The following is a 16037-nucleotide window of genomic DNA, read 5'->3' as shown; positions in this document are numbered from 1 at the left end:
CAGGGGCAGCGGCTCGGAGGAGGTGACCAGGTCCCGCAGGGGATGGCGGGCCAGGACCGCGTCCACCTCCGGCGTCAACGCCGCCGCCAGCCGGGACGCGGGCGGCCTGCTCTCGTCCCGCAGTGCCTCGACCGCGGCCAGCAGTTCACGCCGGCCGGCGCTCCCCGGCACGTCCGAGGCGGCCCGCTCGTACAGCCGGGCGCCCTCCTCCAGGACCAGGTCCGTGTCCATCCCCGCCGGAATCTTGATCCGCGCGTGATGCCGCCAGGTGGTGACCGGATCGCTCCACGCCTCCACGGTGTACGACCACAGTCCGGTCTCGCCCGCGGTGACGGTGGCGCCCCAGCGGTCGGTGCCCGGTGCCAGCTCCCGCATCGGCGTCCACGGCCCCGGCCGGCCCCGCGGATCTCTCAGGACGACGTTGGCGGCGACCGCGTCGTGCCCCTCCCGGAACACGGTGGCGGAGACCTCGAACGACTCCCCGGTGACGGCCTTCGCGGGCCTGCGTCCGCGCTGCACCACGGGACGGACGTCCAGTACGGGGATGCGCCCGACGACGGTGGCGCCGTCCGAGGAGGACGCGGGCGCCGCGTCGGTGGCCGGGGATGCTGACGAGTGGTGCGTGGCGGGCATGACCGCTCCTGTCCGCGTCAACTGGGTGGGCGGATGACTTCTGGGGAGGTGGGTCCTGCGAGGTGCGTGCGGGGCGTACCGCAGGAGCCTTCCCACACTCTTCCGGTGGGCAATCCGGCACTTTGTCAACTACTCGCGCGTATGTCGACAACACGGCACACACGGCGATCTGACCGTCGCTTTCCCGGTTGCGACTCCCGCAATCAGCGTTCGTCGCGACATGTGCAGCTTTCCTTGCGGGCCGAAGCGCCACAAGAAGGCCGACGGGGAAAGATCCGGCCATATCGACACGCCGAGCGTGTCAGTTCCTGTGCGGCGGATCAGGGCGAAGGCCCCAACAAGGGACACATCGCGCGGTAACGTCGTGAGGGTGAAGGCGATCCGTCGACTGACCGTCCGTCCCGTTCTCCCCGACCCCCTCCGGCCGCTCAGTGATCTGGCCCGCAATCTGCGCTGGTCCTGGCACCCGGAGACCCGCGACCTCTTCCAGTCCGTCGACCCCGAGTGCTGGACCGCGTCCGGCCGCGACCCCGTACGGCTGCTCGGCACCGTCCGGCCCGCGCGCCTCGCGGAGCTGGCCGAGGACCGGCGCTTCCTGCGCCGGCTGACCGCGGTGGCCGACGACCTCGACCACTACATGACCGGCGACCGGTGGTACCAGGCCCAGCCGGGCCGACTCCCCGCCGCCGTCGCCTACTTCTCGCCCGAGTTCGGCATCACCGCCGCGCTGCCCCAGTACTCCGGCGGCCTCGGCATCCTGGCCGGCGACCACCTCAAGGCGGCCAGCGACCTGGGTGTGCCGCTCGTCGGCGTGGGCCTGCTCTACCGCCACGGCTACTTCCGCCAGTCCCTCTCACGGGACGGCTGGCAGCAGGAGCACTATCCCGTCCTCGACCCCCACGAGCTGCCGCTGGTCCCCCTCAAGGAGAGCGACGGCACCCCCGCGCACGTCGCCCTGGCGCTGCCCGGCGGCCGGGAGCTGCGGGCCCGCGTCTGGCTGGCGCAGGTCGGCCGGGTGCCGCTGCTGCTGCTCGACTCCGACGTCGAGGAGAACGACCCCGGCGAACGCGGCGTCACCGACCGGCTCTACGGCGGGGGCAGCGAGCACCGGCTCCTCCAGGAGATGCTGCTCGGCATAGGAGGTGTCCGGGCGGTGCGCACGTACTGCCGGCTCACCGGCCACGCCGCGCCGGAGGTGTTCCACACCAACGAGGGCCACGCCGGCTTCCTCGGTCTGGAACGCATCGCCGAACTGTGCGACGACGGGCTGGAGTTCGGCTCCGCCCTGGAGGCGGTGCGGGCCGGCACCGTCTTCACCACCCACACCCCCGTCCCGGCCGGCATCGACCGCTTCGACCGCGAGCTGGTCGCCCGCCACTTCGGCCCCGACTCCGAACTCCCGCGCATCGACGTCGAGCGGGTCCTCAGGCTCGGCATGGAGACCTACCCGGGCGGCGAACCGAACCTGTTCAACATGGCCGTGATGGGTCTCAGGCTCGCCCAGCGCGCCAACGGCGTCTCCCTGCTGCACGGCGGGGTCAGCCGGGGGATGTTCGCCGGACTGTGGCCCGGCTTCGACGCCGACGAGGTCCCCATCACCTCCGTCACCAACGGTGTGCACGCCCCGACCTGGGTGGCGCCCGAGGTGTTCCGGCTCGGCGCCCGGCAGATCGGCGTGCAGCGGGCCGAGGACGCGCTGGCCGTCGGCGGCTCGGACCGCTGGGACTCCGTCGCGGACATCCCCGACCAGGACATCTGGGAGCTGCGCCGCACCCTGCGCGCCCAGCTCGTCGACGAGGTGCGCGAGCGGCTGCGCGCCTCCTGGCGGCAGCGCGGTGCCGGGACGGCCGAACTGGGCTGGATCGACGACGTCCTCGACCCGGACGTGCTGACCATCGGCTTCGCGCGGCGCGTCCCGTCGTACAAGCGGCTCACGCTGATGCTGCGCGACCGGGAGCGGCTCACCGAGCTGCTGCTGCATCCCGAGCGGCCGGTCCAGATCGTCGTCGCGGGCAAGGCGCACCCGGCGGACGACGGCGGCAAGCGGCTGGTGCAGGAGCTGGTGCGGTTCGCCGACGACCCGAGGGTGCGGCACCGGATCGTGTTCCTGCCGGACTACGGCATGGCGATGGCGCAGAAGCTCTACCCCGGCTGCGACATCTGGCTGAACAACCCGCTGCGCCCCCTGGAGGCCTGCGGCACCTCCGGCATGAAGGCGGCGCTCAACGGCTGCCTCAACCTGTCGGTGCTCGACGGCTGGTGGGACGAGTGGTACCAGCCCGACTTCGGCTGGGCGATTCCCACCGCCGACGGCGCGGGAACCGACCCCGACCGGCGCGACGCCATAGAGGCCAACGCCCTCTACGACCTGCTGGAGCAGCGGATCACCCCGCGCTTCTACGAGCGGGCCGCGAGCGGGCTGCCCGACCGCTGGCTGGAGATGGTGCGCAGGACTCTCAGCCTGCTCGGCCCGAAGGTGCTGGCCGGCCGCATGGTCCGCGAGTACGTCGAGCGGCTCTACGCCCCCGCCGCCGAGGCGCACCGCGCGATGGACCCGGACTCCGCGCGCGGGCTCGCCGAGTGGAAGGCACGGGTGCGGGCCGCCTGGCCGGGGGTGAGCGTCGACCATGTGGAGACGTCCGCCGCCACCGCCAGCGCCGAGCTCGGCACCACGCTCGCCCTGCGGGTGCGGGTCAAGCTCGGCGACCTCGCGCCGGAGGACGTGGAGGTGCAGGCGGTCTCCGGCCGGGTGGACTCCGAGGACCGGATCACCGACGCGGCGAAGGTGCCGCTGAAACCGGTGGGCGGCCCCGACCTGGAGGGCCGCTGGGCGTACGAGGGGCCGCTCGCCCTGGACCGCACCGGACCCTTCGGCTACACGGTCCGCGTCCTGCCCGCGCACCGGCTGCTCGCCTCCGGCGTGGAGACCGGTCTGGTCGCGGAGCCCTCCGGCGACCTGGTGGAGGCGGCGGGGCTGCTGATGCGGTGAGCCCCCGCAGCAGTCCGCGGCAGCCGGGCGGCGGTCGACGAGGAGGGCTCAGTCCTCCTCGTCGCCGCCGCTCAGCCGTCGCAGCACGGTGCCGCAGCGGCGGGCGTAGGCGTGCTGGAAGGCGCGGGCGGCCGGCCCGCCGGCCTTGGCGTACCACTTGGCGGGGCGGCTGAAGGCGTGCACGGTCAGCCAGACCGTGCCGTCGCCCGTGCGGTCCACCACGAAGGCCTCCTCGCCGGACTCCGGGTGGCCGGGCAGCGTCCCGTAGGCCCAGCCGGCCCGGCGCGGCTCCTCCAGGGTCCACACCACCCGGCAGGGCGCCTTGATCATGCCGGCGAGGGTGACGGTGACGTCGACGCCGGGCGCGGCACGCTCCGCGCTCGCCTCGATGCCGACGCCCATCTCCCGGTGCATCTCCCAGGTGAGCACGGCCTCGACCGCCCGTTGGAACACCGGTTCGCCCTCCCCGAGGCGGGTGCGTACGTGCATGGGGCGGTAGCCGGGCGGGCAGTGGTCCTGTTCGCGGGTGGCGCCGACGTCGTCGTACGTGAAGGACATGGGCACCAAGACTAGGGCGGCACCCGGGAACCGCTGGTTCCGGGTGCCGCCCGCCGTGTTGCGCCGGTGCCGCCGCCTCTTCGGGTCAGCTCACGTTGATCGCGGTCCAGGCCGCGCCCACCGTCTTGTACTCGGTGCTGTCGGCGCCGTAAAGGTCGGACGCCGCGCTCAGGGTGGCCGTGCGTGCGTCGGCGTAGTCGGTCGTCGACGTCATGTACTCGGTCAGCGCCTTGTACCAGATCTGCAGGGCCTTGGCGCGGCCGATGCCGGTGACGGTGGAGCCGTCGGAGGTCGGGGAGTCGTAGTCGACCCCGTCGACCGTCCGCGCCCCGCTGCCCTCGGACAGCAGGAAGAAGAAGTGGTTGGCGGGACCGGACGAGTAGTGCACGTCGACGCCGCCGAGACCGGAGTCCCAGTAGTCCTTGGACGCGCCGTCCTTGCTGGGCTTGTCCATGTAGCGCAGCGGGGTGCCGTCGCCGTTGATGTCGATGGCCTCGCCGATGAGGTAGTCGCCCTTGTCGGTCGAGCTGTTCGCGAAGTACTCCACGCCGGTGCCGAAGATGTCGCTGGTCGCCTCGTTGAGGCCGCCGGACTCGCCGCTGTAGTCGAGGCCCGCGGTGTTGGAGGTGACGCCGTGGCTCATCTCGTGCCCGGCCACGTCCAGCGAGGTCAGCGGGTTGGTGTTGCCCGATCCGTCGCCGTAGGTCATGCAGAAGCAGTCGTCCGACCAGAAGGCGTTGACGTAGTTGCTGCCGTAGTGGACGCGGGAGTAGGCCGCCTTGCCGTCGTTCTTGATGCCGTTGCGGCCGAAGGTCTCCTTGTAGAAGTCCCAGGTGACCTGGGCACCGTAGGCGGCGTCGACGGCGGCGGTCTGGTCCTCGGGGTCGCTGGAGGCGGCGCCGGTGCCCCAGGTGTCGTCCGCGTCGGTGAACAGGGTGCCGGTGCCGGAGGTCTTGCGGGCCAGGTTGTACGTCTTGTGGCCGCCGCGCCCGGTGTCGTACAGCTGGTACGACGAGCCCGACTTGGTGGTGCCCAGTTCGACCGTGCCGGAGTACAGGCTCTTGCCGGAGCCGGTCTCGATGCCCTGGTACTCGTGCAGCTTGGCGCCGGTGGCGGCGTCGGTGACGACGTGCAGCTCGTTCGGGGTGCCGTCGTCCTGGAGGCCGCCGACGACGGTCTCGTAGGCGAGGACGGGCTTGCCGTCGGCGGCCCAGATCACCTTGCGGGGCGCGGAGTCGGCGGCGGTCTTCGACGACCCGGCGTCCTTGGCGGCGGACAGCGCCTGCTGCTCGGCCTTGGCCGCCTCGACCTTCGGCGTGACGGTGGCGACCTCGATGTCCGCCTTCGTCGCCTTGGTGACGCCTCTGGCGGCGCCGGACTCCGTGCGGTGCACGACGAGGTCGCCGCCGAGGACGGGCAGGCCGTCGTAGGTGCGCTCGTAGCGCGTGTGCACGGTGCCGTCGCGGTCCTTGACCACGTCCTTGACGACCAGCTTCTCCTTGGCGCCGAGGCCCAGCTGACGGGCGGCGCCGGCCGCGCCGGCCTGCTGCTCCTGTATGAGCGCGCTGCGGGCGGTGTCCGACAGCAGGACGGGAGCGCCCGGGAGTGCCGCCGACGCGCTGCTGTCGGCGGCGGCGTTGCCCGCGGTCAGACCGGTGGTGAGCATCGCCCCGGCGGCGACCGCGGTGGCGAGGGCCAGCGTGGTGCGCTTGTGGCGCGCGAAGAGGGAAGACACACAAGCTCCTTCGGTGGGGGGACCCGGTCGGCGTGGGGTGTCCGGCCGGTTGCTGCGAAGTTGTGCGGCGGGTGACGGAAGACTGACACCGAAGGCGCGTACATGTCAGGAGGGCGCGATGATGTTGGCCGAAAAGCGATGCCAAGACGTGTGTTGCGGATATGTGAAGGCCGTGTGACCTCGGTCAAGCGGCAACAAGGCGTGCGTAAGTGCTTGGCAAAAAACGGGCAGCGGGGCCGGGCAGCGGGGCCGGGCATCGGGGCCGGGGAGCGGCGGACATGGAGAGGGCGCCGCCCCGGAGGAATCGAACCTCCGGAGCGGCGCCCCGACTTGGGGTGGTGCACCCGTGGGCCGGCCGGCCTACGGGAAGGTGAGCCGCCAGGCGTCGATGTAGCCGGTGTCCGCCGGGCCCTGGTCCTGGACGCGCAGCTTCCAGGTGCCGTTGGCCGATTCGGAGGAGGCGTTGACCGTGTAGGTCTCGTGCACGTCCGCCGCCGGGTCGTAGCCGCTGTTCTTCAGGCGGTACGTCGACCCGTCGGGCGCGACCAGGTCGATCCGCAGGTCACCGCGCCAGGTGTGCACGATGTCCACGCCCACCTCGAGGTTGCTCGGCGCCTTGCCGGAGCGTCCGGAGACCGTGATGGACGAGGTCACCGCCGACCCGTAGTCGGGGATGTTCACGTTCGCGGCGTTCTCGAAGGTGGTGCCGTCACCGGGGTCCTCGCCGCCGGGCCGCGAGCCGACGTTGATGCCGGCCCACGCGTTCGCCACCGCGGTGTACTCGGCGCTGTCGGTGCCGTAGAGCTCACCGGCCGCCGCGAGGGTGCCGGTGCGGGCGCCCGCGTAGTTGGTGGTCGAGGTGAACTTGGTGGTCAGCGCGCGGAACCAGATCTTCTCGGCCTTGGCGCGGCCGATACCGGTGACCGGGAGGCCGTCCGAGGTGGGCGAGTTGTAGGTGACACCGTTGATGGTCTTGGTGCCGCTGCCCTCGCTCAGCAGGTAGAAGAAGTGGTTGGCCGGGCCGGAGGAGTAGTGGACGTCCACCCCGCCGATCCCCGAGTACCAGTAGTCCTTGGACGCGCCGTCCTTGCTGGGCTTGTCCATGTAGCGCAGCGGCGTGCCGTCGCCGTTGATGTCGATCTCCTCGCCGATGAGGTAGTCACCGACGTCCGAGGAGTTGTTGGCGTAGAACTCGACCGACGTGCCGAAGATGTCGGACGTCGCCTCGTTCAGACCGCCGGACTCGCCGCTGTAGTTGAGCCCCGCGGTGTTGGACGTGACGCCGTGGGTCATCTCGTGCCCGGCCACGTCGATGGCGGTGAGCGGGTTGGAGTTGTTGATCCCGTCGCCGTACGTCATGCAGAAGCAGCTGTCCGACCAGAACGCGTTGACGTAGTTGTTGCCGTAGTGGACCCGGCTGTACGCGCCCACACCGTCGCCGCGGATGCCCGAACGGCCGTGCACGTTCTTGTAGTAGTCCCAGGTCAGTGCGGCCCCGTAGTGCGCGTCGGCGCCGGCGGTTGCCGGGTCGGAGGAGCTGCCGTTGCCCCACACGTCGTCGGAGTCGGTGAACAGCGAACCGGTGCCGGACGAGCCGCCGTTCAGGTTGTACGTCTTGTGGTTGCCGCGCGCGGTGTCGGTCAGCGTGTACGACGACCCGGACTTCGCGGTGCCCAGCGTCACGGTGCCGCTGTACGTGGTGTGGCCGGTGCCGTTCTCGATGGCCTGGTACTCGTACAGCTTGGCACCGGTGGCGGCGTCGGTGACGACGTGCAGCTCGTTCGGGGTGCCGTCCTCCTGGAGGCCGCCCACGACCGTCTCGTACGCCAGGACGGGCGTACCGTTCGCGGCCCAGATCACCTTGCGCGGGGCGTGGTCGGCGTCCGGCTGCTCCGCGCCGGCGGCCTTCGCGGCGGACACCGCCTGCGACTCGGCCTTCGCGGCCGAGATCTTCGGCGTCACGGTGGCGGGCCTGATCGCCTTCGCCGTGGCCTTCACGACCTGCTCGGTCCTCCCCGCGTCACTGGCCACCACGAGATCGCCGCCGAGGACGGGCAGGCCGTCGTAGGTGCGCTCGTAGCGGGTGTGCAGGGTGCCGTCGCGGTCCTTGGCCACGTCCCGGACGACCAGCTTCTCCTTGGCGCCAAGACCCAGCTCGTCGGCGGTCTTCGCCTTGGTGGCGTTGGCGTCCCGGATCAGTTCGGCACGCTGGGCCGGGCTGAGCCCGACCAGCTCGTTGCCCTTCGCGGGGGAGGGCTCGGGGGCCGCGGTGGCGGTGCCGGACTGGACCGCCGTGGCGATCAGCGCGGCGACACCGGCCAGCGCGACGGCCGCGGCACGCCGGTGCGTCGTGCGGCGGGAGGTGGTGTGGGAGGTGCGTCTGTGGGGAGTGCTGCTGCTCAACACTGACTCCTTCTGCGTGGCCGCGGGTCGCGCGGCCAGGGAGACCGGCCGGCGGGTGGCCGGCCGGGCGGAACTGTGCGGTACGCGGAGAACACGTGCCATGAGCCGGCCGCTGCACAGCGCTCGTGGGGAAGCTGTGGGGGCACTGTGAAGGGGCCGACGGAAGAGTGGCAGGAGAAAGCGCTACTTGTCAGGAGCGCGTCAGTAAGTTGGCTGGAAATGGTTCGTTGACCGGGCGTTCACGTTCGATAAACGGAATCGTCGCCGTCCCCGCCCGGTTGCTGTCCGGTCGGTCAGTACCCGGCGGCCGGCTCCCCGTGCCAGGAACCCCACAGGGCCGCGTACGCCCCGCCCGCCGCCACCAGTTCGTCGTGCGTGCCCAGCTCGGTCAGCAGGCCGTCCTCCATCACCGCCACCCGGTCGGCGTCGTGCGCGGTGTGCAGGCGGTGCGCGATGGCGATGACCGTACGGCCCTTCAGCACGGCGGCGAGCGCCTGCTCCGTGTGCCGGGCCGTCGTCGGGTCCAGCAGGGCGGTGGCCTCGTCCAGGATCAGCGTGTGCGGGTCGGCCAGCACCACCCGGGCCAGGGCGAGCTGCTGGGCCTGCGAACCGTCCGCGCAGTGCGCGTGCTCCTTCGCGCCCAGCTCGGCGTCGAGGCCACCGGGCAGTTCCCGCACCCATTCCTTCGCGCCCACCGCGGCCAGCGCCGCCCACAACTCCTCGTCCGTGGCCGCCGGTTCGGCGATGAGCAGATTGTCGCGGACCGTGCCGAGGAACACGTGGTGCTCCTGGGTGACCAGCACCACCTGACGGCGCAGCCGCTCCGGACCCAGGGCGACCACGGGCACCCCGCCCACCGTCACCGAGCCCTCGGTCGGCGCGTCGACGCCCGCGAGGAGCCGGCTCAGCGTGGTCTTGCCGGCTCCGGAGGGACCGACGACCGCCAGCCGCTCACCCGGCCGCACGGTCAGGTCCACCCCGCGCAGCACCTCCCCGCCCCGGTCGTAGGCGTACCGCACCCCGGACACGTCGATACGGTCGTCCGCCGGGACCGCCGACCCGTCAGCCGCCGCCCGCGGCGCGCCGGCCAGCCCCTCCACCCGGGCGAAGGAGGCCGCACCGGCCTGCAGTTGCTCGACCCGCAGCAGCACCTCGTCGAGCGGTCCGGCCAGCTGCTGGAGGTACACGGCGCAGGACACCACCGCGCCCAGGCTCGCCGACCCGTGCCCGTGCAGGACCCCGCCGAGCAGCAGTACGCCCGCCACCGGAAGGACGTAGGAGACGTCCACCGCCGGGAAGAACACACTGCGCAGGAACAGCGTGCGGAACCGGGTGCGCCGTGAGACCTCCAGCGCCTCGCGGTTCGTCGTGACGCGCCGCCCGGCCAGCCCGAAAGCCTCGACCGTGCGGGCCCCCGACACCGTGGCCGCCAGGCTCTCCGCGACCTCCGAACCGGCCGCGCCCTCGGCGAGGTAGGCCGTCCGCGCCCGGCGCAGGTACCAGCGCAGCGCGAGCCAGGCCGGCGTCAGCCCCAGCACCCCCACCAGGCCGAGCAGCGGATCGAGCACGAGGACCGCACCGACGAGGAACAGCGCCTGCACGGCGTTGACCAGCAGCTCCGGGCCCGCGTCGCGCAACGTCGTGCCGACGGCGGTGACGTCGGCGGTGCCGCGCGTCGTCAGGTCACCGGTCCCCGCCCGCTCCACCACCGACGCGGGCAGCGCCAGCGCCCGGTCCACGTACCGCTCGCGCACCCGGGCGAGCGTCCGCTCCCCGAACCGGTGCCCCACGAAGCGCGCCCAGCGGGCCAGCAGCAACTGCGCCAGCGAGCAGAGCAGGATGGCGAGGGCCATCCGGTCCACCGCGTCGACCCCGCCCCCGCCGCGCACCTCGTCGACGATCCGGCCCAGCAGCCACGGCCCCGCGAGACCGGCCAGCGCGGCCAGCGCGTTGAGCCCGAGGACGACCGCGAAGGACCTCCGGTCGGCGCGCACGAGGCCGGCAGCGGCGCGGCGGACGTCGGCGCGCTCGGCCACGGGCAGCTGTGTCATCGGCCGGGCTCCCCTTCTACGGCGCCCTCTTCTTCGGCGTCCTCGTCGTCCCGCGCGACCAGGGCGCGGTATTCCGGTTCGGTGTCCAGGAGTTCGCGGTGTGTGCCGGTGGCCGCGACCTTGCCGTCGATCAGGTGGTGCACGACGTCCGCGCGGTCGAGGAGCAGGGGTGAGGTGGCGGCCAGGACGGTGGTGCGGCCCTGGCGGGCATGCCTGAGGCGGTCGGCCACGGTGGCCTCCGTGTGGGCGTCCAGGGCGGAGGTGGGTTCTGCGGCGAGGAGGACTTCCGGGTCGGTCAGGAGGGCTCTGGCCAGGCGGATGCGCTGGCGTTGTCCTCCGGACAGGTCTCGGGCCTGGGCCGCGACCAATGTTTGCAGTCCGTCCGGGAGGGCGCGGACGATGTCTTCGGCGGCGGCCGCCTGAAGGGCCTGGGTGAGGTGCGCCTTGTCATCTGCCCCGGTTGGTTGTGTTGCGTCTGCCGCTGCGTTGTGGCTGGTCGCGCAGTTCCCCGCGCCCCTGAGGTCGGTGTCCGGAGCGCCTACTACATCGCTCAGGGTGCCTGCGAAGAGGTCGGCCTCCGGGTCCGCGACCAGGATGCGGGAGCGGACCTGGGGGAGGGGGATGTCGGTCAGGGGGATGTCTCCCCAGGTCGCGTCCGACGGGGTGTAGCGGCCCAGGCGGTCGAGCACCTCGGTGGCGTCGGACGGGCGGGACGTGACCAGGACGGTGAGACGGCCGGGGGCGATGCGGGCGCCCGAGGCCGGGTCGTAGAGCGCCGAGGGTTCGGCGGGGGCGTCCCGGGTGCCCTCGTCGGGCTCCGGTTCCAGGTGCAGGAAGGCGACGACGCGGCGGGCGGCCACCACACCGCGGCTGAGCTGGTGGCCCATTTCGATGAGGAACGCCACCGGCCAGCCCAGCGCGACGACATAGCCGTACACCGACACCAGTTCGCCCACGCTGATCTGACCCCGCGCGGCCAGCCGGGCGCCCAGCCAGGTCACCAGGGCCAGGAACAGCATCGGCAGGCCCACCCCCAGGGCCTGGATCCAGCTGGTCACCGCGCCGACCCGGTAGCCCTGCTCGCGCAGCCGGCCCGAGTCCCGGCGGAACGCGTCCGCGACCAGGCCCTTGCCGCCCAGACCGTTCAGCACCCGCAGCCCGCCCGCGAGGTCACCGATCCGCGCGGTCAGTACGGACTGCCGCTCCCGGTACTCGGTCTCCCTGCCCTGCAGGCGGCCCATCAGCGGGCCGAGGGCCACCCCGAGCAGCGGCACACCGAGCAGCACCACCAGGGCGAGCCCGGCCGACACCGACAGCATCAGTCCGCCGACCGCCGCGTAGGCGACGACCGCCCCGACGCCCGGCCCGACCGCCGTCAGGGACGTGCTGATGGTCTGCACGTCGCCCACCCCGATGGTGACGACCTCGCCGGCCCCCACCTGCCGGCGCAGCGCCGCGCCGAGCCGCGTGGCGTGGCCGACGACCACCTTGACGGTGCGGAAGTTGGCGTCCATCCGCACCTTGGTCATCGTGCGGTGCCGCATCACGCCCAGCCACGCGTTGACCGCGCCGACGGCGACCATGGCACCCGTCCAGCCCGCCAGCGCCCCCAGGTCCCCGGGCTCCAGGCCGTGGTCGACCGCCCGGGCCATCAGGTACGGCGTCGCCGCCAGCAGCACCATCCAGGCACTGGCCAGCACCGCCCCCGCCAGACACCGGGCCCACTGCCGCCGGACCAGCCACGCCAGGTACCGCCAGCCGCCCCGGCACTCCGGCGCACCCGGGTCCTCGTACGCGTCGATCCTCACGCCAGACTGTCCCGCCAGGCACGGTGCAGGTCCGCGAACCGGCCCGTACCGGCGATGAGTTCGTCCGGGGCGCCGTCCTCGACGATCCGGCCGTGCTCCATCACCAGCACCCGGTCGGCGATCTCCACGGTGGACAGCCGGTGCGCGATCACCACCGCCGTACGGCCCTTCAGCACCGTCGCCATCGCCCGCTGCACCGCCCGCTCCCCGGGGATGTCCAGCGAGCTGGTCGCCTCGTCCAGGATCAGCACCGCCGGGTCCGCGAGCAGCGCCCGCGCGAACGCCACGAGCTGCCGCTGACCGGCGGAGATCCGGCCGCCCCGCTTGCGTACGTCGGTGTCGTAGCCGTCGGGCAGCGCGGCGATGAAGTCGTGGGCGCCGATCGCCTTCGCGGCCCGCTCGATCTCCTCGCGCGTCGCCTCCGGACGGCCGATGGCGATGTTGTCGGCGACCGTGCCGGAGAACAGGAACGCCTCCTGCGTCACCATCACCACCCCGCGCCGCAGTTCCGGCACGGCCAGGTCGCGCAGGTCGGTGCCGTCCAGCAGCACCCGCCCGGCGGAGGGGTCGTAGAACCGGGCGAGCAGCTTGGCCAGCGTCGACTTGCCCGCGCCGGTCGAGCCGACGACGGCGACCGTCTGCCCGGCCGGCAGCGTCAGCTCGAAGCGCGGCAGCACCTCGCCGCCGGTGCGGTAGCCGAAGCTCACCGAGTCGAAGACGACCTCGCGGCCGGGGTGCTCCGACTTCAGCGCCGGCAGCTCCTTCGGCGCGGCCGGCTCGGGCACCGACGGCGTCTGGGCCAGCAGCCCCGCGATCTTCTCCAGGGACGCCGCCGCCGACTGGTAGGAGTTCAGGAACATGCCGAGCCGGTCGATCGGGTCGTACAGGCGGCGCAGGTAGAGCACCGCCGCCGCCAGCACACCGAGCGCCAGGGTGTCGTCCGCGACCCGGTAGGCGCCCCACAGCACGATCCCCGCGACGGCCGTGTTGGCGACCAGCCGGGAACCGACCACGTAACGGGCCATCTCCAGCAGCGCGTTGCCGTTGGTCCGCTCGTGACGGTGGTTCAGGACCGCGAAGTCGGCGTCGTTGGCGGCCTCCCGGCGGAAGGCGCGCACCGGCCGGATGCCGTTCATCGTCTCCACGAACTTCACGATCACCGCCGCGATCGCCGTGGACCGCTGCCGGTACACCCGCCCCGCGCGCCGCTGGTAGAGCCGCACCAGCCCGTACAGCGGCACGAACGACGCCACCGCCACGGCGCCGAGGCCCAGGTCCAGCCAGAGCAGCAGCGCCGCGATGTAGACGAAGGACAGGATGACCGTCACCAGCTCCTGCAGGCCCTCGTCGAGCAGCTCCCGCAGCGACTCGACGTCCGTGGTGGAACGGGAGATGAGGCGGCCCGAGGTGTAGCGCTCGTGGAAGTCGACACTCAACGCCTGCGCGTGCCGGAAGATCCGTCCGCGCAGGTCGAGCAGCACGTCCTGGTTGACCCGGGCCGCCGCGGCGATGAAGGCGTACTGCAGTGCGCCCGCCGCCAGCGAGCACAGCAGGTAGCCGGCGCCCACCGCGATCAGCGGACCGTGGTCGTCGTCCCGCAGGGCCGGCACGGCGTGGTCGATGGCGTACGCCACCAGCAGCGGGCCCGCCTGCACGGCCGCCTGCTGGAGCAGCAGGAGCAGCACGGTGAGGGCGACGCGGGCCTTCCGCGGCGCCAGCAGGGAGCGCAGCAGGGCGCCGGTCGCGCCGGGCGGGCTGGGCAGGACGTCCTGGTCGAACGAGTCGTCGTCGGCGGCGCGGGCACCGGTCCCGGCCGGATCCCCGTGTGCGGGATCCTCCGGCCGGTCCGGCCTCGGCGCGGTGGCCGTGGGCGCGGTCATCGGCCGTCCCCTTCCTGGGAGCCCTCTTCGTGGGAGCCTTCGGAATGCTCGTGCCCGTCGGGCCCGGACATCAGATGGGCGTACTCGGCGCTGGTGCGCAGCAGCTCGTGATGGGTGCCGACGGCGGTGATCCGGCCCTCGGACAGCAGGGCGACGCGGTCGGCGAGCAGGACGGTGGAGGGGCGGTGGGCCACGATCAGCGCCGTGGTGTCGGCGAGGACCTGCCGCAGCGCGGCCTCCACGGCGGCCTCCGTGTGCACGTCCAGCGCGGACAGCGGGTCGTCCAGGACCAGGAACCTGGGCTTTCCGACCACCGCGCGCGCGAGCGCGAGGCGCTGACGCTGGCCGCCGGAGAGGCTGAGGCCCTGCTCGCCGACCTGGGTGCCGGTGCCCCGGGGGAGCGCGTGCGCGAAGTCGGCCTGCGCGACGGCGAGTGCACGGGCCAGCTCCTCGTCGCCGGCGCCCGCGGCGGCACCCATCAGCACGTTTTCGCCGACGGTGGCCGAGAAGAGGGTGGGCTCCTCGAAGGCCACGGCGACCATCGAGCGCAGCTCCTCGCGGGACAGGTCGGTGATGTCCTCGCCGTCCAGCGTGATCCGGCCGCCGGTCACCTCGTGCAGGCGGGGTACGAGCGCGGTCAGTGTCGTCTTGCCGCTGCCGGTGGCACCGACCAGGGCCATGGACTCGCCGGAGCGGATGTGCAGGTCGACGTCCGTCAGGAGAGGCGGGGAGCCGGGGGCGGCGTCGGGATACCGGAACCGCACGTGCTCGAACCCGAGTCCCTCAGCCGCGGGCCGTCGTGCCGCTGGGGCGGCACGGGTGGGCGCGGCGGCACCCCGCAACGCCGGGCCGCGCTCCCCACCCCCCGGCACCGACGCACGGTCACCAACACCCCCCGGCGACTCGACCTCCGCGTCCATCACCTCGAAGTACCGGTCCGTGGCCGTCGCCGCCTCCTGGCTCATCGCCAGCAGGAAGCCGATGGACTCCACCGGCCACCGCAGCGCCAGCGCCGTGGACAGGAACGCCACCAGCGTGCCGGCCGACAGCGACCCGTCCGCCACCTGCACCGCCCCGACCACCAGCGCCGCCCCGATCGCCACCTCGGGCAGCGTCACGATGACCGCCCAGATGGCCGCCAGCAGCCGCGCCTTGCGCAGCTCCGTGCCCCGCAGGGTGTGCGACAGCTCGTGGAAGGCGCGGGCCTGGCTGCGGTGCCTGCCGAAGCCCTTGACGATCCGGATGCCGAGCACGCTCTCCTCGACCACGGTCGTCAGGTCCCCGACCTGGTCCTGCGCGCGCCGCGCCACCGCGGAGTACTTCTTCTCGAAGATCCCGCAGGTGATCATCACCGGAATGGCGGGCCCGAGGATGACCAGCCCCAGCGTCCAGTCCTGGACCAGCATGATGCCCACGCCGACCAGGATCGTGACGCCGTTGACCAGCAGGAACGTCAGCGGGAAGGCGAGGAACATCCGGAGCAGCATCAGGTCGGTCGTCCCGCGCGACAGCAGCTGCCCCGAGGCCCAGCGGTCGTGGAACGCCACCGGCAGCCGCTGCAGATGCCGGTACAGGTCCGCGCGCATGCCCGCCTCGACCCCCGCCAGCGGCCGGGCAACCAGCCACCGCCGGAACCCGAACAGCAGCGCCTCCGCAAGCCCGAGCAGCAGCAGGTACAGCGCCCCGAGCCACACGCCGGCCGGGTCACGGTCGGCGATCGGCCCGTCCACCATCCACTTCAGGACGAGCGGGATCACCAGCCCCACGCAGGAGGCGAGGACCGCTATGACCGCGGCCGTCCCCAACCTCGCGCGCACCGGCCGCACATAGGGCCACAGCCGCAGCAGGGCACGTACGGTGGAACGCTTCTCGGCGGGTTCCGTGGCGGGGGCAGGGTTCGTGGGCATCAGCAGCGAGCCTACGGTTCACCACTGACACTGCCCACCGAGTTTCCGCGCCCGCCCGGGGTCGTACGGAAGC

At 72.7% G+C, this 16037-nt stretch carries 9 protein-coding genes; 1 reads left to right on the top strand and 8 read right to left on the bottom strand.

Going from position 1 to position 16037, the window contains the following annotated elements; translation table 11 throughout:
- Positions 1–633: maltotransferase domain-containing protein (locus tag ACIQFU_RS19960; protein ID WP_402553111.1), on the bottom strand; the 633-nt coding region annotated here is incomplete at its 3' end.
- 370 nt (positions 634–1003) lie between these two features.
- Between ACIQFU_RS19960 and ACIQFU_RS19955 the strand changes: the two genes are divergently transcribed.
- The gene (locus ACIQFU_RS19955) at positions 1004–3622 is read left to right on the top strand and encodes a glycosyltransferase family 1 protein (RefSeq protein ID WP_402553110.1); all 2619 of its coding nucleotides are present in this window, start codon (positions 1004–1006) and stop codon (positions 3620–3622) included.
- 48 nt (positions 3623–3670) lie between these two features.
- Here the strand turns inward: ACIQFU_RS19955 and ACIQFU_RS19950 are convergent, their stop codons facing one another.
- The 7 genes from ACIQFU_RS19950 to ACIQFU_RS19920 form a co-directional block, all read right to left on the bottom strand.
- Positions 3671–4180, bottom strand: coding sequence for a DUF1990 family protein (locus ACIQFU_RS19950; RefSeq protein WP_402553109.1), 510 nt, complete (start codon positions 4178–4180; stop codon positions 3671–3673).
- A gap of 85 nt (positions 4181–4265) precedes the next feature.
- On the bottom strand, positions 4266–5915 hold the full coding sequence (locus ACIQFU_RS19945) for a M4 family metallopeptidase (protein WP_402553107.1): 1650 nt from the start codon (positions 5913–5915) through the stop codon (positions 4266–4268).
- Positions 5916–6275: 360 nt separating this feature from the next.
- Positions 6276–8318: a M4 family metallopeptidase gene (locus ACIQFU_RS19940; RefSeq protein ID WP_402553106.1), complete on the bottom strand. Its 2043-nt coding sequence runs from the start codon at positions 8316–8318 to the stop codon at positions 6276–6278.
- 293 nt (positions 8319–8611) lie between these two features.
- Complete coding sequence (locus ACIQFU_RS19935) at positions 8612–10369, bottom strand: ABC transporter ATP-binding protein (RefSeq protein WP_402553104.1); 1758 nt, start codon at positions 10367–10369, stop codon at positions 8612–8614.
- Entirely contained in the window at positions 10366–12177 is a 1812-nt protein-coding gene (locus ACIQFU_RS19930; RefSeq protein WP_402553103.1) for an ABC transporter transmembrane domain-containing protein, read from the bottom strand. The genes ACIQFU_RS19935 and ACIQFU_RS19930 overlap by 4 nt, the downstream gene beginning before the upstream one ends.
- Positions 12174–14057, bottom strand: a complete 1884-nt coding sequence (locus ACIQFU_RS19925; RefSeq protein ID WP_402553101.1) for an ABC transporter ATP-binding protein — start codon at positions 14055–14057, stop codon at positions 12174–12176. Before ACIQFU_RS19925 ends, ACIQFU_RS19930 begins: the two co-directional genes overlap by 4 nt.
- Positions 14054–15964, bottom strand: coding sequence for an ABC transporter ATP-binding protein (locus ACIQFU_RS19920; RefSeq protein WP_402553099.1), 1911 nt, complete (start codon positions 15962–15964; stop codon positions 14054–14056). Before ACIQFU_RS19920 ends, ACIQFU_RS19925 begins: the two co-directional genes overlap by 4 nt.
- Positions 15965–16037 lie beyond the last annotated feature (73 nt).

This window comes from Streptomyces sp. NPDC093065, from assembly GCF_044754585.1.
Taxonomy (GTDB): Bacteria; Actinomycetota; Actinomycetes; order Streptomycetales; family Streptomycetaceae; genus Streptomyces.
The sequence above is the reverse complement of the archived record's forward strand: the minus strand, read 5'-3'. Positions and strand labels throughout refer to the sequence as shown.